The sequence below is a fragment of the Prevotella melaninogenica ATCC 25845 genome (genome assembly GCF_000144405.1).
Taxonomy (GTDB): Bacteria; Bacteroidota; Bacteroidia; order Bacteroidales; family Bacteroidaceae; genus Prevotella; species Prevotella melaninogenica.
Window position 1 is genome coordinate 852,779 of the sequence record NC_014371.1, and the last position, 22,480, is coordinate 875,258.

Annotated in this window: 20 protein-coding genes; 11 read left to right on the plus strand and 9 right to left on the minus strand. The window is 43.2% G+C overall.

Going from position 1 to position 22,480, the window contains the following annotated elements; genetic code table 11:
- Positions 1-30 precede the first annotated feature (30 nt).
- The 9 genes from HMPREF0659_RS10330 to HMPREF0659_RS13080 all read left to right on the plus strand — a co-directional run bounded on the left by HMPREF0659_RS10330 (position 31) and on the right by HMPREF0659_RS13080 (position 8,569).
- Positions 31-786 carry a hypothetical protein gene (locus tag HMPREF0659_RS10330; protein WP_013265128.1) on the plus strand — a complete coding sequence of 252 codons (756 nt, stop codon included), beginning with the start codon at positions 31-33 and terminating at the stop codon, positions 784-786.
- The gene (locus HMPREF0659_RS10335; RefSeq protein WP_044046092.1) at positions 743-1,252 is read left to right on the plus strand and encodes a hypothetical protein; all 510 of its coding nucleotides are present in this window, start codon (positions 743-745) and stop codon (positions 1,250-1,252) included. The genes HMPREF0659_RS10330 and HMPREF0659_RS10335 overlap by 44 nt, the downstream gene beginning before the upstream one ends.
- Position 1,253: 1 nt before the next feature.
- Positions 1,254-2,873 (plus strand): RHS repeat domain-containing protein, encoded by a 1,620-nt coding sequence (locus HMPREF0659_RS10340; protein ID WP_013265064.1) that lies wholly within the window; start codon positions 1,254-1,256, stop codon positions 2,871-2,873.
- The gene (locus HMPREF0659_RS10345; RefSeq protein WP_044046093.1) at positions 2,870-3,289 is read left to right on the plus strand and encodes a hypothetical protein; all 420 of its coding nucleotides are present in this window, start codon (positions 2,870-2,872) and stop codon (positions 3,287-3,289) included. The genes HMPREF0659_RS10340 and HMPREF0659_RS10345 overlap by 4 nt, the downstream gene beginning before the upstream one ends.
- A 443-nt stretch (positions 3,290-3,732) precedes the next feature.
- Positions 3,733-5,604, plus strand: a complete 1,872-nt coding sequence (locus tag HMPREF0659_RS10350; RefSeq protein ID WP_226893227.1) for an RHS repeat-associated core domain-containing protein — start codon at positions 3,733-3,735, stop codon at positions 5,602-5,604.
- Positions 5,605-5,610: 6 nt separating this feature from the next.
- Positions 5,611-6,153, plus strand: a complete 543-nt coding sequence (locus HMPREF0659_RS10355; protein WP_036895400.1) for a hypothetical protein — start codon at positions 5,611-5,613, stop codon at positions 6,151-6,153.
- 64 nt (positions 6,154-6,217) lie between these two features.
- Positions 6,218-7,855, plus strand: coding sequence for an RHS repeat domain-containing protein (locus HMPREF0659_RS12930; protein ID WP_394330202.1), 1,638 nt, complete (start codon positions 6,218-6,220; stop codon positions 7,853-7,855).
- Entirely contained in the window at positions 7,836-8,204 is a 369-nt protein-coding gene (locus tag HMPREF0659_RS10365) for a preprotein translocase subunit SecE (RefSeq protein WP_226893208.1), read from the plus strand. The genes HMPREF0659_RS12930 and HMPREF0659_RS10365 overlap by 20 nt, the downstream gene beginning before the upstream one ends.
- Positions 8,205-8,455: 251 nt before the next feature.
- On the plus strand, positions 8,456-8,569 hold the full coding sequence (locus HMPREF0659_RS13080; protein WP_424035680.1) for an IS1/IS1595 family N-terminal zinc-binding domain-containing protein: 114 nt from the start codon (positions 8,456-8,458) through the stop codon (positions 8,567-8,569).
- 68 nt (positions 8,570-8,637) lie between these two features.
- On the opposite strand, the gene HMPREF0659_RS10370 is transcribed toward HMPREF0659_RS13080, so the two are convergent.
- The 3 genes from HMPREF0659_RS10370 to HMPREF0659_RS12525 all read right to left on the minus strand — a co-directional run bounded on the left by HMPREF0659_RS10370 (position 8,638) and on the right by HMPREF0659_RS12525 (position 9,988).
- On the minus strand, positions 8,638-9,051 hold the full coding sequence (locus HMPREF0659_RS10370) for a plasmid mobilization protein (RefSeq protein WP_044046094.1): 414 nt from the start codon (positions 9,049-9,051) through the stop codon (positions 8,638-8,640).
- A 344-nt stretch (positions 9,052-9,395) separates the two neighbouring features.
- On the minus strand, positions 9,396-9,707 hold the full coding sequence (locus HMPREF0659_RS10375) for a helix-turn-helix domain-containing protein (protein ID WP_013265618.1): 312 nt from the start codon (positions 9,705-9,707) through the stop codon (positions 9,396-9,398).
- 20 nt (positions 9,708-9,727) lie between these two features.
- A complete protein-coding gene (locus HMPREF0659_RS12525) occupies positions 9,728-9,988 on the minus strand; it encodes a helix-turn-helix domain-containing protein (protein ID WP_226893228.1) in 261 nt (86 codons plus the stop codon).
- Here HMPREF0659_RS12525 and HMPREF0659_RS12935 point away from each other — a divergent pair.
- Positions 9,875-10,222, plus strand: a complete 348-nt coding sequence (locus HMPREF0659_RS12935; RefSeq protein ID WP_226893229.1) for a hypothetical protein — start codon at positions 9,875-9,877, stop codon at positions 10,220-10,222. The two genes, HMPREF0659_RS12525 and HMPREF0659_RS12935, sit on opposite strands and share 114 nt — an antisense overlap.
- Before the next feature lie 295 nt (positions 10,223-10,517).
- Positions 10,518-10,784, plus strand: coding sequence for a hypothetical protein (locus HMPREF0659_RS12530; RefSeq protein ID WP_146160286.1), 267 nt, complete (start codon positions 10,518-10,520; stop codon positions 10,782-10,784).
- Positions 10,785-10,862: 78 nt separating this feature from the next.
- Here HMPREF0659_RS12530 and HMPREF0659_RS10385 read toward each other — a convergent pair whose 3' ends face one another.
- From HMPREF0659_RS10385 to HMPREF0659_RS10410, 6 genes are all read right to left on the minus strand, one after another.
- A complete protein-coding gene (locus tag HMPREF0659_RS10385; RefSeq protein WP_013265454.1) occupies positions 10,863-11,348 on the minus strand; it encodes a DUF1896 domain-containing protein in 486 nt (161 codons plus the stop codon).
- A gap of 60 nt (positions 11,349-11,408) precedes the next feature.
- Entirely contained in the window at positions 11,409-12,674 is a 1,266-nt protein-coding gene (locus HMPREF0659_RS10390) for a site-specific integrase (protein WP_013265098.1), read from the minus strand.
- A 13-nt stretch (positions 12,675-12,687) separates the two neighbouring features.
- Complete coding sequence (locus tag HMPREF0659_RS10395; protein ID WP_013265246.1) at positions 12,688-13,926, minus strand: site-specific integrase; 1,239 nt, start codon at positions 13,924-13,926, stop codon at positions 12,688-12,690.
- A 278-nt stretch (positions 13,927-14,204) separates the two neighbouring features.
- Complete coding sequence (locus HMPREF0659_RS10400; protein WP_013265346.1) at positions 14,205-18,818, minus strand: DUF2958 domain-containing protein; 4,614 nt, start codon at positions 18,816-18,818, stop codon at positions 14,205-14,207.
- 93 nt (positions 18,819-18,911) lie between these two features.
- A complete protein-coding gene (locus HMPREF0659_RS10405; protein ID WP_013265186.1) occupies positions 18,912-20,999 on the minus strand; it encodes a type IA DNA topoisomerase in 2,088 nt (695 codons plus the stop codon).
- Positions 21,000-21,020: 21 nt separating this feature from the next.
- Positions 21,021-22,430, minus strand: coding sequence for a DUF4099 domain-containing protein (locus HMPREF0659_RS10410; protein ID WP_013265766.1), 1,410 nt, complete (start codon positions 22,428-22,430; stop codon positions 21,021-21,023).
- Between the last annotated feature and the right edge of the window lie 50 nt (positions 22,431-22,480).

Genomic DNA, 22,480 nt, shown 5'->3' on the forward strand with positions numbered 1-22,480 from the left:
TGCCTATTTCAGCAGGATTGAGAGAGGATATTGCAGTATATAGAGGTTTTATCGGACAGCAATAGATATGTATATACCTTGGATAATCCTGTGAGATTAATAGATCCGAATGGTAATTGGTCCTGGCCATGGGAACGAGGATCACTCATTGAATACCGTGGTAATGGGGTGTTTGGAATAAGAATAGAAAATTTTAGCAAAACTATGCAATCCAATTTCAAAAGAGCTAATAATAATCCTGATAATTGGAGACCAGGAGAACTTGGTATAAACACAGAAATCGGAAAAATTTCTGTTGACAATTATGCACATAAAAGTTTCACCATAGGGCGTAAACCAGCTGGTATAGACCCAAAAGATGGGAATGTAAGAATCAGGAGACCAATTGCGAAATCTACTGGCCAAGAAGATAGAAGATTCCATAGTTTTGACCCTATGCCTGTAAGAGGATCAGCTAAGGCTGTTGGAGCGATTGCCATACTAGACTTTGCAAATTATGCGGTAGATACATATATGACACTTTCGACCTTTTGGGATAGTAATGCATTTGACGATCAAATGGCCTCTTTCAGAAAAGCAATAAGAGCGGTAAATAGCCAAATGAATTCAATTCCCGATAATTACAGAAAGGACACTAATAAGATGGGCGCAATTCTAAATTATGTTTTTCAAGGAGAAAATACAACAAAAGATAAAAACATTGACAAAATAGGACAAAATATTTTATCAAAATCTGGGAGATATGATAGAACAAATAAGACTTACAAACCTTTTATTAAAAGGTAAAAAGCGTGCTTTCTTAACAGTGATTGTTATAATAGCAATCTTTTGTATTTTTACTATGGTCAAAAAGCATACTCCTCTGTATGATAATTTGCAAGGTGTATGTAATATAGATTTTAGCAAATCGTATTTCTGTCGTCAAACGGATTTTCATCCTTTAGAAAACAATATTTTCATTACTAAACAAAAGATTAGTCTTCCTGTTATAGTAACAGCCAATGATGATGTAAAAGGAAATTATAAAGAATTAGATAGACTAGAAGAAGAGGCTAAAGGAATCTGGAAAATAATTAGTGTTAATCCAGATTCCATTCAGATAGAAGTATCTAAAAGTATTCTAAATGGTAAATATTCTGTGATTTTTAAAAAGAATCAAAAAGAAAATGAAAAGTTAAACTATTATATAATCTTAAAAAATGATTCTACATATATGGTTTGTACTAAAGAAATTTTGAACTTTAAAAAGTAAAGTGATTAAAGATACACCTATCCGAGTGGTGAATGACTCGACGAATGAGACGAGAGAACTGTACTGGGACGAGGAGAACCAGCTGATGGTGCTCTCTGATAATGGCAAGACAAGTCGTTATACTTACAATGCTGCTGGCGAACGCATCATGAAGAGTTACGGAACGATGGAAGGTGTGTATATCAACGGTGCGCCGCAGGGAATAACCTTCCACGAGACGGATAACTTCACGCTCTACCCTGCTTCGATAATCAGCATTAACAAGAATCGCTTTACAAAGCATTACTTCCTTGGTGACAAACGAGTTGCTTCAAGGATAGGAACAGGTCTGTTTAACAACGTCTATGGGCGTAACGGTTCATACGTAACGGCTGGTCAGCAGGACTATGCAGAACGTATGAATCAGATTCAGACACAGAAGGAAGCATATTATAAGAAGGTGGGTGTAGCCCCTGGTGTACCGACAGAGAAGGGTGCGTATGGTGATCCGGAGAACACGGGTGTAGGGTATAATGCCGTCCTCACCGAACTCGGCAACCACGATGTGCCACAGGGTTGGATTCAGACTCCACGCCCCAACACCACACCGAATACTAACCCCGGTCCACCTGTAAGCTGGAATGACCCGAGTAACCCTGATGATCCACAGGCAGGTTATGGATATATTCCAAACGACACCACAAAGGAAGAGACCTTCTTCTATCATAGTGACCACCTCGGTAGTACATCTTACATCACAGATGATCATGCCAACATCACTCAGTATGATGCCTACCTGCCGTACGGTGAACTCCTTGTAGACGAGCACTCATCGAGTGAAGACTTACCTTATAAGTTCAATGGTAAACAGTTCGATGATGAGACTGGCCTGTACTATTATGGTGCAAGGTATATGAATCCTGTGGCAAGTATTTGGTATGGGGTGGATCCGTTGGCGGAGAAATACGTTTCAATCAGCCCTTATTCTTATTGTAAATCTTCTCCAATGAATTATATAGATGAAAAAGGACTTTACCCAAAAGGCATTGTCACAATTCACTATGAAAGGAGCATTGTAACAACAGCTCCAAGCATCACAGGTGCAACAATGAACGTCCCTACACAATATGTGTACTATAAATTTACAAAATCGGCAACTCATCTACTTTCTTTGGTTTCTGGAGTCCCTGAAAATTATATAAAGAATGTTAGGTTAGAAGAATTTAACCTTCAAAGAGAAAGTAATAGTATAACACTGGGTGATAGCCCTGAAAACACTCGCATGCTTGTGTCACCTGAATATTTCAATGAAGAAAATATTAGTAAAGAGCAATATTACGACTGGTGGTTTAAAGAGTTTTCACATGAAGTTGGTCACATAAAACAGATAAAAAGGGATGGGAGTGAAGGCCTATACCTGTTGAAGACCCTTTGGGGATATGTCTCGACCCTAAGCCACGATAAAGCCCCTCGTGAACGAGAGGCAGAAAAAGGCTCTGAAGTATTTGAGTCTTTTAGGGATTTTGTAAAATCTAAATTTCATGCAAATCTGAACAGATTATTTATCGGCAAAGGTTCAGAAGAAGAGAAGATTAAACAAATCGACAAGTGGTGGAACGCATATAAAGAACAAGAGAAATGAAGAAAATATATTCTGTTTGTATTTTTATGGTGTTGCCTTTCTTAATAGCTTGTAACGAGAATCATAGTTTCTCACTTGATGAGAGCCGGCAACTTTTGATAGTACATAACTTTTTACATATGGAAATAGAGTCTGACTGTCTAGATCCTAGCGAAAGTCATCTGTTCTTCATTACAAAGAAAAATGAATTTGACACTAGGAGTTGTGACACAATAAACTTTAGAAACGTATCGTCTGCATTATCTGTGGAGGAAATGAACAGTTATGGTATTACTAAAAATCTTCGGAGAATTAAATTCCGTCCCAATACAAGATATGTTGTAATCCATTCAGGAATGGGAGGTCAGGTGTATATCAAGGAATATTTCTGGGCAGATTCAAAGGGAAAATTAAGAAGAATTCGAAATCCAAAGTAGTGATTTGTACAAAGAGGTAAATAAGCATGTGTCGTAAAGTAACGATTAAGTAGTACCTACATGCGGCAGGGCAAATAGTTCGCCTTTCGGGCAATAAACAGGGACGACAGAGCGTTATTGTTGACAGGATAGGTTACGATAAGGAGGGTCATACGGTCTATACGAAGCTCGGTAATGGCACGGAGACCACCTATACATATGACAAGCAGCGTGAGCGGTTGCAGAACGCCAAGCTGACAATCGAGGGTCAGACTGTGATGGAGAACAGGTACCAGTATGATGCTGTGGATAATATCCTCGGTATTACGAATGCCGCCAACCCAACGTCGCTTACGAAACTCAACAAGGCGAAGCTGGGAGGAAGGAGTTCGCATACGTATGAGTATGACGAGCTGAACCGCCTTATTCATGCAAACGGTAAGGCAAAGCGTGCATCGTATGATATGGTGATGTCGTTCGGACGGATGAGTGAACCGCTGACAAAGGTGCAGAAGGTGGATTCAACGACAACTGCTAAGTCTTATAACTTCGCTTATAAATATGAGGACAGTAACCACCCGACGGCTCCAACACAGATTGGTCACGATCATTACACGTATGATGCCAACGGTAATCCTACACTGGTAACAAACGACTCTACGAACACTACCCGTGAGATGTATTGGGATGAGGATAACCGCCTGATGGTCTTAAGCGATAACGGCAAGACGAGTCGTTATACTTACAACGCTGCTGGTGAACGTATTATGAAGAGCTATGGAACAATGGAAGGTGTGTATATCAATGGTGCGCCACAGGGTATCACATTCCACGAGACGGATAACTTCACGCTTTATCCTGCAAGTATCCTCTCTGTTAACAAGAATAGATTCACGAAGCATTACTTCATTGGTGACAAACGAATCGCCAGCCGTATCGGTACAGGATTGTTCAATAACGTCTATGGACGCAACGGTTCATACGTAACGGCTGGTCAGCAGGACTATGCAGAACGTATGAATCAGATTCAGACACAGAAAGAGGCGTATTATAAGAAGGTGGGGGTAGCGCCTGGTGTACCTACAGAGAAGGGTGCGTATGGTGATCCGGAGAACACGGGTGTTGGTTATAATGCCGTTCTCACAGAACTCGGTAACCATGATGTGCCACAGGGTTGGATTCAGACTCCACATCCTAACACCACACCAGGTACCAACCCCGGTGCTCCAGTTTCATGGAACGACCCGAGTAACCCTGATGACCCGCAGGCTGGTTATGGCTATGTTCCTAATGATACTACACGTGAAGAAACCTTCTTCTATCACAGTGACCACCTCGGTAGTACATCTTACATCACAGATGATAAAGCCAACATCACGCAGTATGATGCTTACCTACCGTACGGCGAACTGTTAGTTGATGAGCATAATAGCAGTGAAGAACTGCCATATAAGTTCAATGGTAAACAGTTCGATGATGAGACTGGCCTGTACTATTACGGTGCAAGGTACTTGAACCCTGTTACCTGTCTGTGGTATGGGGTGGATCCGCTGGCAGAGAAGTATAAAGAAATAGGTTCTTATGTTTATTGTGCAGACAATCCAATAAATTTATTTGATCCTGATGGTCAGAAGTTTATATACAATGCTCAAGGAAAATTCTTAAGGAAAGAAGGAAAAGATAATCTTGTATATATTGAACGAGATGGTAAATTGACTCAGTTAATTGATCATGGAAATGGTATGACAGATGAACAGTTTAATATTGCTGCTCATATTGTAGATGTAGAATCGAGTGATGCCCCAAATGAAAGCTTGTGGATTGCACATGCAGCTAATAATGCAGTTGATGATAAAGATGTGAATTACGCACATGTAAGAGTAAAAGGAGGGCCTAGAGTAAAGAACCATTCTTTATATGAACAACTGAATGATCAAAATTATTCGACTACTCCTGCATCAGCAAGAGTTGCTTATGATAAAGATTATCTTACAAGTTCTACAAGAACTACTGCAAGAGCAGGTATAATAGATGCATTACAATCAGATATTGATCCAACTCATGGTGCAACGTTGTGGGACGGAACAGATTTTGCAACTAAAGGGCTTAGCCATCCAAAATTTAGACAGTATAATAAAATAACAATACCAGATAATATCAGAAAAGATTATGTTTATCGAAATGAAAGCTATTTACAGAGGATAAAATCAAAGATGCGGGTGTCACCCGTTTTTGAGAGGAATGGAATTTTTATTCATGATGGCAAAAGTACAGCAAAATTCTCTCTAATAGCGACAGGTTCATTTGGTAGAACTATATTTTGGCATAAAAAATAATTTTATATGAAAAAGTTTATTCTTATTTTATTCATTATTATTTTTTCAGCTCCTAGTATAAATGGGAAAGCTCAAAGAAAATGGCAAGGATATTTAATTCCACAAGAGTATGTTATTGTTGATAGCCTTACCTTAAATGGACAGAATACCCAAATAGCTATATTTAGCCCTTATAGTATGACAGCTGACGGTTGTGAAAAATACGTTGATAAAGGGGAAAATAGGATTCTTTTGATTAAGCGTGATTCTCACTTTTATAGATTTGATAATGTTATATCTAATGACGTTTATGGTTATATTGATGGGAACGAAAGTCTTAAAGAAAATGGGAATGGATTTGAATTGTGGTTTGAAAAAGGGCAGAGTTGTACTTTTGAGTATCACATTTATATTGGATTTTTTAATTCAAAAATTAAAATAACGCACATTACATTAATTACTTTATGTAATAATAAAAAGAAGGTAAAAAATATAAGATATAAAAACTTTTTACTTAAGAATTTTCATCGGAATTTAATCGATAAATTAAAAAATAAATATAGCATGTAATCTATTAGAAAGATATTTATCTTATGATCATATGCTATACTGGGATGAGGAGAACCGCCTGATGGTGTTGAAAGACAACAACGGCATCAACCGCTATACCTACAATGCTGCTGGTGAACGCATCATGAAGAGTTACGGTACGATGGAGGGTGTGTATATCAATGGTGCGCCGCAGGGAATCACGTTCCACGAGACGGATAACTTCACGCTCTACCCTGCTTCGATAATCAGCATCAACAAGAACCGCTTCACAAAACATTACTTCCTTGGTGACAAACGAGTTGCTTCAAGAATAGGAACAGGTCTGTTTAACAACGTTTATGGAAGAAACGGCTCATACGTAACCGCTGGTCAGCAGGACTATGCTGAACGTATGAATCAGATTCAGAAGCAGAAAGAAGCGTACTATAAGCAGCAGGGCATTGCTCCTAGTGTACCTACCATGAAGGGCGCGTATGGTGATCCGGAGAATACAAAACGAGGGTATAACTCTATCATTGACACACTCGGTAATCATGATGTGCCACAGGGTTGGATTCAGACTCCACGCCCCAACACCACACCGAATACCAACCCCGGTCCACCTGTAAGCTGGAATGACCCAAGCAACCCTGATGATCCACAGGCTGGTTATGGTTATATTCCTAATGATACCACAAAGGAAGAAACCTTCTTCTATCACAGTAATCACCTCGGCTCAACGTCTTATATCACAGATGATAAGGTCAACATCACCCAGTATGATGCTTACCTACCATACGGTGAACTCCTTGTAGACGAGCACTCATCGAGTGAAGACTTACCGTATAAGTTCAATGGTAAGCAGTTTGACGAGGAAACTGGCTTGTACTATTACGGTGCAAGGTACTTGAATCCTATGGCAAGTATTTGGTATGGGGTGGATCCGTTGGCAGAGAAGTATAAATCTATAGGGGCTTATGTCTATTGTAGTGCTAATCCTATTAGATTGATTGATTCAGATGGGAAAAAGATTTTATTTGTAAATGGTTATTGGAATAGCTTTATAGGTGGGCTTATTGGTAGTAGCTCTGCTGGAGCAAATTATTGGGGAGACGGATTTACAGTAGCTGCTAAATCCTTTTTTAAAGATTATTCTCCTATTAATTCTACAAATTTTATTGATGGATCGTCCTTATGGGGAGGAGATATGAGTGGGAGTGATCGCTATGCTGCAGGATATAAATTTGCAAAAGATAATCTTAATAGACTTACTTCAGGAATGAAAAAAGGAGAGAGTTTTAAAATGGTAACTCATTCCGAAGGTTCCGCTTATGGTGCTGGTGTAGCTCAATATTTATTAGATGCAGGTTATAAAGTTACTACAATTTTACATCTTTCCTCGGACGAAGGTGATGAATTCTCTACACCTAAGACTCCTTACACTCTTCAATTATCTTATGAAGGTGATTGGGTGACAGGAAATAAAACTATAAAAAACGTAGATAAAGTTGGTGAGATAAAAAAAGGAAACTTATCTTGGGACACTGTGCATGGAACAACAAAAAATAAAAATATATTTAATGCTGCAAAAGATCTTAAAAAAGTGACACTACAGCTTAATATAGGAGAAATTGATGGAAAATTATCCTCATGGTATAATCAAGAAAACGCAAAGAAAACAAATTTCTATAGTGTAAATGGAATTATATTGAACAATCTAGATGGAACAAAAAAAAGATAAATGGAAGAATATAGTTTTGCTTTTAATAGAGTTACCCATTGTTTGCTTTTTAGCATTATTTACATTGGATGCCCATTCTAGTTTGCTAGCATATAAAGAGCATCCATGGTCAATTTTCATGCAGAGGTTAATATTTGCTTCTGCCCCCATATTAATTGTCGAAATTCTTATATTTTTTTTTATAAATTTGATTTTCATGTCATTATCTAAGAAAGAAATATATAAAGGTGTCGTCACTAAAAGTTTTTTTTATAAAACATATTTTATATTTATTATTAATGGTTCTCATGGTACTCTTCATGAAGTTATTAATATTCGATTATTGTTAATGGTGAAAAAACTTCCTTAGAGATTCTCTTGATGATAGTAAAGTGTATTATTCTGGACGTAAATTTGAGGTGACAAAGACAGTACGCACAGTATATATATGGTTACATAGACTAATGACACTACGAAAGAAGAGACCTTCTTCTATCACAGTGACCACTTGGGTTCAACATCTTACATAACAGATGACCACGCTAACATCACCCAGTATGATGCTTACCTACCGTATGGTGAACTGTTAGTAGATGAGCACATTACAACTCTAATAGTATTATCAAAAGTGGTAAAAGTAGTACAGATAAACAACGCTACCGATGTAAGAATTGCCAGAAGCATTTTATTAGTGACTACACATACAAAGCTTATCTTCCTAACATTGATAACTGACCAAAGAAGGATTGGGCAATCACAGCACGACACTAACGTTGGACATTATGATTTATCAGCATTCATTCTTATTTACTCTCAAGGGATTTTGTTAGTTGTACTGCTTGTTGTTGCAGTCTAATAAGAAGTTGGGAATAGGTTTCGAGTTTGCTGAGCAGTTGTTGCGCAGTGGCGACAGAATGATAAGTATTGAGGGCTTTCACGGCTTCGTTGTACAGCACACCTATCTTATTAGTCATGGTAACGATTTCGGAGAGTTTCTCCAAGTGAGGCTCTTTTGCAGGGTCTTGGGTGATGACCTTAAAGGCTTCACCCAAAAGCCTTACTCGGACAAAATCACTTTTCGTTTTTGCTCCCGACTTTCGGTAGAGTCTGATAAGTTTCTGCTGGTCTTCAGAATTAGGTATCCTGATGTGCCATCTATCCCATCGTGGGCAGGTGGCACATCTGCTGTCTGGCTTCTTTTGTTTCTGCTTTTTCATTGTTTTCTAATCACGACTTTGAAGTGATTTAACCCCCTTTCGGGGCAAGGGTCTTTGTGGTACAAACGGCAGTTTGTGGTACAAAGACACACCTTGCCAGTATAAAGAAAGAGATAGTTTGTTATGTTCCATAAAGTACCTTCCTGGGGTGCTTTTGATAGACGAGAGTTCAAAGTTCAAGAAGTAAGTCAAGAGATAAGTTTAGACTAATTTCTTGACTTACTGACTTTATGAGCTGACATATTTTTGACTAAAGTCAATTTTGACTTAGGTCGAAACTAATTTCTTGACCAAAGTCATAACTGACCATTTGACTTAAGTCGCGACTGATTTCTTAACTTAACTCATAACTTACCTGTTTGCGGTATTGAATTATAATACCTTTCAAGCATAGTCTGTATGTCGCTCTGTTTGTAAAGTATCTTCCCTCCGATTTTGTAGAAAGGAAGTATTCCTGCATTTCTGTACTCTTGGAGCGTACGTGTGCTGAGCCGTAATTGGCTGCAAACCTCCTCACCAGTGAGGTAAACCTCTCCACCCAACATCGGACGGGCTGTGGAGCAATAACGCTCCAGTTTCTTCAAAGTACCCTCCATCAACTGTGCAAACATCTGCATTTGAGGGTCTTGCTGTGTAATGATTTCTTTATCTTCCATAGTTCATTCTGTGTTTGATTTCATTCATTGTTTGCATTCAGTAACTCTGCGATGTCGCTCTCCTTATAATAGCATTTATGTCCAATGATGGAGAAGGGTATTTTACCCGTGTCGCGATAGGATTGCAGGGTGCGTTTGCTGATGCCGAGCCTGCGGCATACGGCTTCATTGTCGAGCCATTCGTCCGTTTCGGGCGGATTGCCGATGAGTTGTTCGATACGATGAATAAAGTCTGCAAATTCGGAGTGGTGTCGCTCCCACGCTTTGCGGTCGATGATAATGAGTTTCATTTCCTTGATTTTGTTTTGATTACTTTATTGTTACTCGGCAAACGAACTAATATGCAGCCCATTGCCGTACTTATTGAGTGCAAAAGTAAACCCTCGGAAGCACCGCTGCAAGAAATGAGGAAAAGCAGGGAAATAGAAGGAAGAGAAAAGAAGTTAGTCTGTCAATTTGAAAAGCTCTTAAGCTTTCACCCAAAAGCTCCTAAGCTTTCATTAAAAAGCTCTTAAGCTTTTAGCAAAAAGCTTATAAGCTTTTTGTAAATTACTTATAAGCTTTTTGTAGAAAGATTATAAACTTTAAGCGCAAAGGCTGGTAGCTTTCCCTATCAGATTTGGAGCTGTCGCTGAAAAGCTCTTATGTTCTGTATAAGAATGGTATGATTGCGGTAATGAGATGAGGTGCCGGCTCTTTCCTTTTATCACATAGCAATTATTCTCTCGACAGTTCGATAGTTCGACAAATCGATACGTAGAACTATCGATATATCGTTTTATCGATAGATTATTTTGACGATATATAGTTTTGACAACAGATAGTCATGACAATAAATTGTACAAACAACAGATAGTCCGTATTATCGTCAGTCCTATCTATTGTTGGTTGTTACGCCTTGCGTCCAAAGAGCCTGAGTATGCCGTATTCTTGTCGTGCCTATACTCTCTTACGGTAGCCCTGCCCTGCAAGGTTGGGAGAGATGAATACGACCGCACGAATACAGAAAATGGCAATACCGCCTTGAAACAGAAAAATCCTGCGGTGGAGATTCTTCTCTCCATCCGCAGGACTTGACCTTGTCAGGGCAGACAGGCTGCCGTTGTACCTTTGCACGATAAGAAACGGCATCAGGGGCTTTGCGTGTGCCTTTGCTTACAACACCTTCGGGCTTGCTTTCTCCGTCAGTCTGACTGTCGGCAGATTATTGCTCTCGATGAGCAGCACAATCGTGCCTGTGAGTTCGGTGTAAAGACGGTCGTATTGTCCGCTTGCGGCAAATGTGTCCGTCAAACCGAACTTGTCGAATGTGGCTTGAACAGCCTTGTTCGACAACAATATGGGTGCGAGCTTCTCTGGGAGCGGAGCAGGCAGTTCCCTCTCAAACTCGTTTTCCAATACAGATACAAGCGTGTCGTACTTGGAAAAGTGCAAACCTTGATACAATACCTCACTTGCTATGCTCTCTGCTTCGAGGTGCGAAAAACCTTGTGCCACTGCATCGCAGTAGGCAGTGAGAGCCATGTCTGCTCGTGTGGTGATAAACTCCGTATCTTGCAATCTTTCAGGGTGATGCTCACTCATGTAACTTTTTAATTTCAACTGAAAGTAGGAAAGTTCCTGTTTGTTGTTCTTTTTCATTTTGTTCTTATTCAGTGTTGATACTTAATGATGATTGTTTAACAGTCTAAGAAAATCATTTTATCCTATGCTTGGCTTTCTTGGCGGACAAACACGCAGGGCCTTTCGCAGTTCCCTTGTGGTGTTGCTACCTATGAGTGGCTGCATTTCCCGTGCAATCTTGCTCTTGCTAACCTTTGCATAGAGTTCGGTGGTTGAAATGAAGCGGTGTCCGAGCATCTTACTGACGGTTTCTATCGGCAAGCCGTTCTCCAAACAGATGGTCGTTGCAAAGGTATGTCGTGCCGTGTGCGAGGTGGCTTCGGTATGAGATGGGAGTCCAGCCTTGATGATGATGTCCCTTATCTTGCGGTTGAAATGGCTATTCGTGGGGAACTCACGAAAGAGCAAACCCTCCTTTTGTCCGTCGCTGACAATGGTGAGTATCTCTTCGGCAATGGGCAATAAAGGAACAATGCTTCTGTTCTGAGTTTTTGTGCGACAGAGCGATATGTACCTGCGCCCATCGTCAAGTGTGTAAACATCGTCCATTCGAAGTTTCTTTAAATCAGAAAAAGCTAACCCCGTAAAACAGCCCAAGAGGAAGATGAGCCTACAATGGTTGTCCACCGAGCGGTGAGGACGATATGAGAGAAGTTTGTGTAAATCGTCAGAAGTGAGGGCATTGCGCTCGTAGGTGGGCGTTTCAATGTCTATCAGTTCAAAAGGGTCTTCACGGATATATCGCTCCTGCTGTGCCTTTCTAATAACCTGATGCAGGTGGCGCAGACGGTTGGAGACGGTGCTCTCCTTGTTTCCTAAGTCACTAAGCATGAACAGACGGTAGCTTTCTATTAGGTCCTTGTCGGCTTCTTTGGGAAGACAATCCTCATTCCTCCTTGTTTTCAGAAATTGAACAAAGCTCTTCTTGCTGTCCCTAAAAGCCCTGACGGTAGCCTTTCCTATAGTCTTGCCCTGCAATTCCTCCTTACTTTCGCAGACAGCTTGGTAAATCTCTATGAGTGTCGGTGTGGGCTTGTTTTGATGCAGATACTGCTCTTTGAGGTATTCTGCCGTGATGTAGTTCTCTTCTCTTAACGTGAGTTCATAGAGTGCGTGAAGTCGTTTATCTATTGAGTCCAGTTGATGATTGACGGCATTCGCTCTGTTAGCTGCCACTTTTATACGTCCTATCTTTGATTGCCAATCATCGGGAGAGGTGTGCAATCCTGTTGAGAATGAAGCAGACGCACCATTGCAGGTGATACGGCAGCGGATAATGCATTCATTCCTTTCGCTTGTCTTGCTTCTATCTATATAGAATAGAATTGAAAATGTACTTTTCATTGTTCTTGGACTTTTAGTTGATTAAACGATATTGTGCGATGAGAGGGAGAATCTTCTCCACATCCCGAAAGACACGCTCTGGAGAAGTCTCTGCATACACCTGTGTGGTCTTTATTTGGCTGTGTCCGAGCATTTTCGATACGCTTTCGATAGACACGCCTTCAGAGAGTGTCATCTGCGATGCGAAGGTATGCCTTGCCATGTGAAAAGTCAGTGTTTTCTGAATACCGCAAAGCCGTGCTATCTTTTTGAGGTGTATGTTCACCGTATCGCAGCCCGGTATGGGCAGCAGATACCCTTTGGGCGGTTCGTGACGGAACGCCCTTGTATGGATACCCCTGTACCGCTCGATGATGGCGGATGCTTCGGGCAATAGCGGAATGTGGCATATATTGCCTGTCTTTATTCTCGGCTTTCGTATCCAATCCATATCGGACTCGTGGATGATATGCTCTGCCGTGAGGTGGTACACATCCGTATAAGAAAGACCAGTATAGCACGAAAAGAGAAACATATCCCTTGATACCTGCTCATAGCCTTGCAGTTCGTTATCGCTTAATGCTGCTATTCTGTTTACTTCCTCCCTTGTGATGTATCGGGGTGTACCCACGTCCCAGCGGATAGAGTGAGCGATGAAAGGATAGATGTCTATGATGTGCCGTTTGTGTAGGTCCTTGAGTAGGGATGCCAGCATAGTAAGATAACCAGCTGAAGTGTTGAGTTTAAAACCCTTTTCTTTGGCAAAATACTCCTCCAAGTCTTTGATAAGGGCAGTATCGGCTTTTTGCACGGGAATATCGTCCACATGGTAGCGATGTCTGAGAAATTTTGCCAGATGCTTACGGAAGAGCAGCAGACATTTCAGTCTTCTTTCACTGCGGTCTATGCCCACCCGATCACGGAAGCGGTCAATATACTCGTCCGTATGATGCAGCAGTCCCTGCGAACCGCTATTCAACCCGAAAATAAGTTCCTTTACCTGCTCTGCCCTTACTGAGACATTAGACTTCTTTAAAAGCATCTCATAAACTTTACAGACGCTTACTTGCAGTCGGTCAAGTTCGGTGTTTACTGATACGGCTTCGGCACTCTTGCCCACAAGTCTTTGTTTGCGACTGTCCCATAGATTGGGTGTACAGGCGCATTTGCAACTGAACTGAACCATTGAGCGACCAACGCTGATGCGTCCCATAACGGGACTTTTTCCGTTTTTGTCCTGCGTACCTCTCTTGAGATAGAAAAGCAGCTTCATTTTTTCTTTTCCATTGTTTTTTTGCTTGCAAAATTACACTTCTTAGAGGAACTTTGAGTGATGCAAAACATTGATAATGAAAGAGAAAACACCATTTTAGTTACCACTTTTAGCCGTTCTTTTCCTTTCATCGTTTCTCGAACGATTTGGTAACTGAACTCTTGCTTTTTCACTCCTTTCTTAGCCTATTTCCTTTGATGCAACTCAATGAGTAAAAAGGCAATATATCCTCTATTTCAATCAGATACGCATTCTTCGCCTTTTCTTGCTTCCAAATCCTATACTTCCGCATAGAATGAGGCAAGTTCGGGTACCTTGATGAATGTTCTGAAACGTTCCTTCTGAATAATCTCATTGGTGATGGAAAACTCATAGTCGGTGGACTTCTTGGCAAAGACTGCTGCCCAAGCGTCAAAACTGTTGATGCCCTGCTTTTCCAAGGCTTGCGGGCGCAAGTATTTGAAGAGCAAATATAATTCTGTTAGCGAATTACTGATAGTAGTTCCTGAAAGGAATGTTGCGCCCAAGTCCTTGCCCGACCGCTCCTGTATGGTGCGTATGGCAAAGAGCATATTGAGGGCTCTCTGTGAGCCGTCGGGATTGCCCAAGCCCGATACCCTGTCATGTCGGGTGTTGAACATCAGGTTCTTGAACTGGTGTGATTCATCGACAAAGAGGTGGTCGATGCCCATCATCTTGAAATCGACGGCATCGTCCTTGCGCTCGGCTATGCTGTCCTGTATATTCTGTAACTTGGCTTCAAGCGTCTGCTTGCGCTTTTCCAAGCCTTTGAGCATAGCACGGGAAATGTCCGCTCCCTGCATACGGAGCACTTCAAGATTTTCTTCTACAGAATCTTTTTCTTTCTGCAAAATCGCTTCTTGTATCTCCAATGCTTGCGGTATCATACCGAACTGCTCATGCGTAAGGATAATGCAATCCCAATCGTTGTTCTTGATGTCGTTGAAAATACGCTGGCGGTTCTGTTTATTAAAATCGTTCTTGCCCGGATAGAGAACCTTGGCATTGGGGTAAGCCTTGCGGAAGGTATCTGCAATGTCGAAAACATTCGCCTTCAGTCCGATAATCATCGGCTTGTTCGCCAATCCCAAGCGTTTCATCTCGTATGCTGCCGTACACATGATAAGCGTCTTGCCCGCTCCCACCTCGTGGTCGCAGATACCCCCGCCATTGGTTTTGAGCATCCATACGGCATCCTTCTGGCTTTTATATAGGTCGGTTATGCCCAACCGTTTCAAGTCAAGGTCGGGAAAAGTCTGATGCGTGCCGTCAAAGTTTGGTCGCACAAAGCAATTGAAAAGGCGGTTGTACCTGTCGGATAACTGCTCCTTGAACGTGTCAGGTGTTCGTCTGAGCCAATCGACAAAGCCCTGCCTGATTTCCTCAATCTTGGCATTTGCCATCTGGATGGCATGTCCGTCCCTTACTTTGATGGTCTTGGTTTCTCCCGTAACCTTGTCCGTCACCTCCTTGCTCTTGTTGATGTCGGGAATGGTATTGTGTAGGGCGTGCTTCAAGAGATTGATGCCATCATAACGGCGAAATTCTCCCTGTACGGCATACTTGTGCCAGATATTGGCATTCTTTCTGTCGCAGACAATGCTGTACTCGTCCATGTTGGAATGGTAGGATACGCCAATATCCGTCCCGAAGAACTCCGAGGCGAACCTGCCATAGACTTTGGCAGGTATCCAGCGTTCACCGAGATTAAAGTCAAGGTCTGCAAATGGAATGGGTGTTGGCGTGGCTGCACGCAAGGCAGCAAGGCTCTGTTTGGCTTCCTCATGGTCTGGATGATCCAAGAGCCACGACTCGATACGCTCCGCCTTTTCTATTACATTGCCCGAAATGAACTTGTCCGCCACTTCGTAGGCATTCTCTTCGGGATTGTAATAGATGCGACCTTCCAAGGAAGAAATAATGTCGTTTTCCTCCATATCAGGTAAAAGTGAACTCATGTAGTCAAGTTCCACCGCGCCGTACTTGTTGAGCGATGCACCCAAGGCTTCCATCGGGTCTGCGGCAACGGTCAGTTCCGTGGTAGAAAATGCTGTAGGATGGTCAAAGATGTCTGCCTTGACGTACCTGCCGTTCTCAGAGCGTTCCAAGAAGAGCATTTCCACGCCTGTAGCATCCATCTTGATGATGTCGGTGTTCGCCTTCTGATTGAAGTAGCCCCAACAGGATACATAATCATCATACAGGTGGTTGAGTCTGCTGCGGTCTTCCTTGTCTTCTGCATGGTTCTCTGCCTCGTAGTCATAGAGACGGTGATAGCACTCCCGTATCTCGATATAGGCTTTGAGACGGGAAAGCTGGGCATACGGCAAGTCCATCGGGTTAAAGGTTGGATGTCGCTTTAAGTCAGAAAGAAAGCCTACCTGCCCTTTCTGCACGACAATGGAGCCGTCTCTCAGGTGAGAGTCCGGCGAAGAGAGAAAAGGGCGTGGTGAAGTGTCAAACTCTTTTCTGACTTCTGCTATCGGCTGCGGCTTGCGCTCCTCGGCTTCATTCATGAAGTCGAAAAGGGACGGCTCACGTGGGGAGGAAGAAGCCGCTTTCCTGCTGCCACGGGTACGCCGTTGAGGAACAGTTACCGCCTTTTGTATCTTGGACTCCGATGGTTTCTGGGGAGCAGTTTGAGTTATAGGACGATGCGCCTGTGAAGTTCTTGAATCATCCTTGATTTCATTGTTCACACGGGTAACTTCTCTTGTCCAAAGACTGTATTCCTCTGGGGCAAATAGTGACAGTTGCTCCGGTTGTCCGATATCTTCCATGTTATTGTCCACCACCGGATGATGATCGTCGTCAAAGAATATTGTCTGCCCGTTCATCTCTCTCGGGGCTTCAATATCCGTACGGATTTCCTGTGGTTCCTGCTCGTATTGATGATGAAGTGTCAAGGCGGGTACGCCTTCGGGAGCAGGTTCTATAGTCATGGAAGGCTGTTCTGATACTAATTGTTGTGGGTCAGACTCTGGTGATGACGGCTGTAATGGAATTGTCTCGCCGTTGGAAATGGTATTTTCTGTTGTCTGTGCCTTGGTAATGGTAAAATCGTTCGAGTCTATGACCTGTCCGACATTAATATTTATTTCTGTTTCTAGCTCTTCCTTGGGCGTTTTGATTTCAGAAACACCGTTCACAGTCTCCTTAACGGTGTATTCTGTCTTTGTTACCACTTCTTCCTTGATTTCCTCTGCCACCACTTCTTCTTTGGTATATTGTCCTCTGACGATTTCTTCCAGTTCGGCTATCTCGTGCAATTTCTTAGGAGAGAAATACAGGTCGCGCTCTATGCCTAGTCCTCTTACCTTCACGCCTTCCATCTCATCGAGGGACATATTGCCCAATTCCCAGCCATACCCCATCGTGACGGCACCGAAACCAATACGGCTCTTGGGGTCATATTCCAAGAGATAGGCAGTGTATGCTCCCATCGGGAAGAAATAGCGTGCATAGGCAACCTTATCGCCAATAAGTTCCTTTTCTGTCGAATAGAGTTTAGGTAACTGTTTCCTGATACTGTCGGGCATGAGGTTATAGGCATCGTTTATACCCTTGTCTTCAGTCTTTGTCCTCTCTGTTTCTTCTTCTCGACTTATGGTAATACCCAACTTGCGAAGCTGTTTCTCCGCTTCTGCCTCTCGCTCTGTTTCTGTCATCGGTACACCTGTTTCATATAGTTTACGGTCGATACGTTGCCCCATTTCAAGGGAGAGTTGTGTTCGGAGACTTTCTGCCATTTCCTCAATCCCTCCTGTGAACCGATACTCCCATGCTGGTCTTCCATAAGGGTCTGTACCCATTATGCGTTCTGTGGCAATGGTGCGATGAGATATGTCCTTCCAATCTCCTACAAAAAGAGAGTTATGCTTGAAGACGACAGAAGAGCCTTCTTCCTTAGGAACGGAAACGGTTTCTACAAACTGCTGTTCAATGCCCTTGCTGATTTCTTTACCTGTTTGCTTCTGCAGGACAATGAGGTCACTGCCTACGTCCGTACCTGCATTGTCTGAAAACATACCCGATGGTAGGCGGAGGGCGGAGATAAGGCGGCTGTTCTGCATCAGGTAACGGCGTATGGCTTCATTGCGGGGGCTGTCCAATACGCCCTGTGAGGTGATGAATGCCAGTAAGCCGCCTTCCTTGATGCAGTCCAGACCTTTCACGAAGAAGTAATTGTGAATGGCACGTGTGGACGCACGTTTAAGAGTGTCCTTGCCTTTGCTATACTCTCGGTCATAGACCATGAATTCACCGAAAGGAATGTTACTTGTAATAAGGTCGTATTTGTCCTTGTCTTCCAGTTCTCCAATGGCTTCAAAAGGCTCGCTTTGTACGAATATGTTGCCTTTTCCATAAGGGTGCAGGGCTTGGCTGATACGGGCAGTGAGCAGGTCCTTTTCCATTGCATCTACAACACCCGCTTGCTTTGCAAAGGCCTCGGCAAAGGCACCTATACCCATAGAAGGGTCTAAGCATCGTCTTACCTGCAGGTTTGTGGAGGCAAGTGCGTCTGAGATAGCAGAAACGATACGGGTATCAGTATAGAAGGAGGTTAGCACGCTTGCCTTGATGCTCTCCCAATACCGTTTGGCGGTATTGGCATCTACGGATTCACGATAAATCATCTGTTTGAGCTGTTGGGTAGGTTCAAAGAGATTCTGCTCTGACTTGCTCCAATAGCGTATGTCATCGGGGTTATCTGTACGGTTGAGTACACATTTCAAGCCACCGAAGCCCTGATAGTTCCGTAAGATACTTTTCTCAGCTTCGGTGGCTTCACGGCGTTCTTTCTCCAGGCGCAAGACCACACGGATAGCTTCCGTGTTGACTTGCAGAACTTCTTTCTTATTGTATGCCATAGTGTCTTCTTTTAATAAGGTGGAGGTAAAAAGGTCGGGAGGTAATACTGGTATCTCTCGACCTATATCTGTAAATCTCCGTTTCTGTCGGGATTATTTTCCTCTTTGTTTTCCTTTCTTGTTCTCAAATTCAAAGGAAGTGGCGTAGTCTTCACCCAGAACAAGTCGGGCATTGAATTTCTTGCCAGCCTTGCTGGTCAGTCCTTTAAGGATAGGCGTACGACCAGAACTTATCAAGTCACGGATGTTATCTTCAGAGAGAAGTATGCCGCAGACTTCACGAAACACGTGGAAACCACAGGTTTCATGCCAGCATTTGGCTACCTTGGCATAGATGCCGACACTCTGCTGCCCGCATTTTGGGCAGCGGTAGACAGGATAGGACTTTTGTTCGGGAGTAAGTGAAAGGAGTTCCTCACAGATGGTATTTACATAAGAGTTGATACCCTGTGAAAACTTATCCGCAGGCATTTTTCCCGCCTCGATGGCAGCAAGGGCAAGTTCCCAACTTCCTGTCATTTCTGCATTGGTAATCTTCTTGTCCTTGACAATCTCATAGACTGCCAAGCCTTTTTCGGTGGGAATGATGGCTTTCTTGTCCCTTCGGATATAGTCACGGAGGATAAGTGTCTCGATGATGTTGGCACGAGTAGCAGGTGTACCGATACCACACTCTGCCATAGCTTTGCGTTTGTTATCTTCCTCCACTTCCTTGCCTGCGTTTTCCATAGCAGAAAGCAGTGTCGCTTCTGTGTAGAGAGGTTTAGGTTTGGTCTTATGTTCGGTTATTTCAGCAGAAACAAGTGACAAAACCTCTCCCTCCATCAAATCAGGCAATGAAGGTAAAACTAGTTCATCGTCGTTTTCCTTTTCCTTTTTCTCTGCATCAGTAACCAGCTCATTCTGCACGGCTTTCCAGCCCAAGGAAATCTGCCTACACGCTTTCCAAGTAAAGATATTGGTACCGTCAGTAAACCGCACCTGCATACGTTCTTCCTCTGAATCGGGGGAAAAGGCTTCTATGAAGCGATTAACTACCATTTGATAGATAGTTATTTCGTCTGTCGATATTCCAGAAGGCGTTTCACCTGTTGGGATAATGGCGTGGTGGTCAGTAATCTTTGCGTTGTCCACAGAATGGCGGTTAAGTGGATTTGATAGTGGCATGCCTGTCTTACGTAGCAGGGCGGGGACTTCCTCGAAGACATCCTCGCTGATGTATCGGCTGCCAGTGCGGGGATAGGTTGTGATTTTCTTCTCATAGAGGCTTTGGGCTATTGAGAGGGTCTTGTCTGCAGAAAATCCGTGGCGTCTGTTGGCTTCCTTCTGCAAGGCAGTAAGGTCGTACAAGAGTGATGGTGCAGTATGCGTTACCTTTCTTGCGACCGACTCTACCTTAAGCTGGCTCTGACTACGAAGTGTAGCGAGAGCAGTCTGTGCCGATGCTTCACTCTCATAGTCTTCTTTGCCAACGGTTTTCAGCGACACGCCCTCTTTCTCTATAAGAGCAGACAGTTTCCAATAGGGTACGGAAGAAAAATCACGATTCTCTATATACCGACGGCAGACCATAGCGAGTGTCGGAGTCTGTACCCGTCCCAATGAATAGCTGCCTTTGCGAGCAATGGACAGGGCACGGCTAGCATTGATGCCCACAAGCCAATCGGCTTCGCTTCTTGCCTTGGCAGAATGATAGAGGTTGTCGTAATGGCTTCCTGGTTTGAGATTGGAAAGTCCTTCACGAATAGCCTTATCGGTAAGTGAACTTATCCAAAGGCGGTCAAAAGGCTTTCGGCATCCCAAATGTTGATAGATATAACGGAAAATAAGTTCACCCTCCCGTCCTGCATCAGTAGCGACGATGATACGGTCCGCCTTGTCAAAGCAGGAACGTATCACCTTGAGTTGCTTCAATGCTGCAGGGTCTGATACATACTCCTTGTCCTTACGTACTTGTCGTACCACTAACTGAAAAGGATTGGGACGAATGGGCAGGTCTTCCGCTTTATAGGCAGAAAAACCATAGGCTTCGGGCATGGCAAGGGCGATGAGGTGTCCCATTGCCCAAGTAACGAGGTAGCCGTTGCCTTCCAAATAGCCGTCCTGCTTACTCTTTGCCCCAACGATACGGGCAAAATCTCTGGCTACCGAGGGTTTCTCGGCAATAATACAAGTTGTCATAGTCGATAATAGAATTAAGGGTTACATCTTACGTCCACGGGACTTCTTCTGCTTGTTCTCGTCCTGCTTTTGCTTCTGCTCAGCAGTAGGCTGTGTCTGTCCCGTTTTGAGTGGTTCTTTCACATCCTTGGTGGCTTCGTTGGTCTTGCCGTGGTTATTCACGGCTACCTGCGTTTTGTGTTCTTCGGCTACGGCAACCATCTTTTCTTTGCCAGTTTCCTGCTTCTTGTCAGGATTCCACTTGTAAAAACGTGGGCGGTTCTGTTCCTTGTCCATGCGAACGTATGCGTTGAAAGGTTGTCCCTGTTTGTCCACCATATTCTTTAGATATAGTGTACGACCACTATCCAAGGCTTCACGCTGTTTTTCTGATAACTCCAAGCCACAAAGCTTATGTGGGACGCCTTGCTGCTGAGCCTGTTTGTGTTCCTGTCGTTCTCTTAAACTTTTGTTGTCGCCAAAGATGAACTCAATACCTTTCTTCTCTGCATTGACCTGAAGCGTGGCATTAAAAGACTTACCACTCTTAGCAGTCATACCTTCAACCTTTACTGCTTTGCCCTCCACAAGGTCTTTATACTGAGTGTCAGAGAGCGTTACGCCCTTGATTTCTTTGGGGATGTTTACACGGTCGGCGCACAGGGCGATAATCTCATTGGTTTGCGGATCGATAGAGACGTAAGCAGAAAAAGGCTCAGCGTTCTTAGGTGTTACCTCAATGGTCTTGCCAAGATTACCCGTAGCAAGGAGTTGCTCCTTTTCTTCGGGAGAGAACTTGTAACCCATATAGGGAAAGTCAAGCTGTGGTTCTTTTCTCAAAGGATGAATTGCCAAACCGATATTGCCGTTATCGTCCGTGCGAAAAGCAAGGCGAGCTTCGGTGTAGATGGTTGTGTCGCCAATGGGAACGGCAATCGTCAAGAGATTGCTCTTCTGCCAATTGAGCATCTTTTCCAATTCTCCACTCTGCTCCAATCGCTCACGGGTAAGTCCGAGATTATCGAGCATCTTCCAATCAATCTTCTCCAGGTCGATAGCAGTAGCATTCTTCTGCTGGGGAAGATAGTCCTCAAAGGGAACGCCCATCTCAGCCAGCTGCTGATTGCTTTCTGGCTTCTCACGGCTTTGGAGCAGGGTACGCAGGTTGTCCACGCCCTGCTCCACATTGTTAGACAAGACCTTGTACAGCCCAAAATGAGTCGGATTGTTGAACTGTTTGAGGAAGTTGGTCATGAAGTTCTTCAGAAGTCCATCCCTGTTGTTGAACTTCAAGAATGCCGCTTGGTTGGCAGCGACAGCCTCTGTTGTTTTAAGGTTTCCCTTGTCGTCAATACCAGAAATTACGGAGAGTTTTCCCGCTTCCTTTTCGTTCGTTACCTCCGTGCGGTCTTCCAAGACCAGCACGTAATTGTCATTGCTGTTTGATTCCATTGCTTGATAATTTTAATGATGAATACTGTTATCAAGCAGCTAAATTATAG

Bases quoted from the DNA above. Each gene is read 5' to 3' on its own strand.
- HMPREF0659_RS10335 (WP_044046092.1), top strand. From the start codon at position 743: ATGATAGAACAAATAAGACTTACAAACCTTTTATTAAAAGGTAAAAAG.
- HMPREF0659_RS10345 (WP_044046093.1), top strand. From the start codon at position 2,870: ATGAAGAAAATATATTCTGTTTGTATTTTTATGGTGTTGCCTTTCTTA.
- HMPREF0659_RS10350 (WP_226893227.1), top strand. From the start codon at position 3,733: ATGGTGATGTCGTTCGGACGGATGAGTGAACCGCTGACAAAGGTGCAG.
- HMPREF0659_RS10355 (WP_036895400.1), top strand. From the start codon at position 5,611: ATGAAAAAGTTTATTCTTATTTTATTCATTATTATTTTTTCAGCTCCT.
- HMPREF0659_RS10365 (WP_226893208.1), top strand. From the start codon at position 7,836: ATGGAACAAAAAAAAGATAAATGGAAGAATATAGTTTTGCTTTTAATA.
- HMPREF0659_RS10370 (WP_044046094.1), bottom strand. From the start codon at position 9,051: ATGAAAAAGCAGAAACAAAAGAAGCCAGACAGCAGATGTGCCACCTGC.
- HMPREF0659_RS10375 (WP_013265618.1), bottom strand. From the start codon at position 9,707: ATGGAAGATAAAGAAATCATTACACAGCAAGACCCTCAAATGCAGATG.
- HMPREF0659_RS10385 (WP_013265454.1), bottom strand. From the start codon at position 11,348: ATGAAAAAGAACAACAAACAGGAACTTTCCTACTTTCAGTTGAAATTA.
- HMPREF0659_RS10390 (WP_013265098.1), bottom strand. From the start codon at position 12,674: ATGAAAAGTACATTTTCAATTCTATTCTATATAGATAGAAGCAAGACA.
- HMPREF0659_RS10395 (WP_013265246.1), bottom strand. From the start codon at position 13,926: ATGAAGCTGCTTTTCTATCTCAAGAGAGGTACGCAGGACAAAAACGGA.
- HMPREF0659_RS10400 (WP_013265346.1), bottom strand. From the start codon at position 18,818: ATGGCATACAATAAGAAAGAAGTTCTGCAAGTCAACACGGAAGCTATC.
- HMPREF0659_RS10405 (WP_013265186.1), bottom strand. From the start codon at position 20,999: ATGACAACTTGTATTATTGCCGAGAAACCCTCGGTAGCCAGAGATTTT.
- HMPREF0659_RS10410 (WP_013265766.1), bottom strand. From the start codon at position 22,430: ATGGAATCAAACAGCAATGACAATTACGTGCTGGTCTTGGAAGACCGC.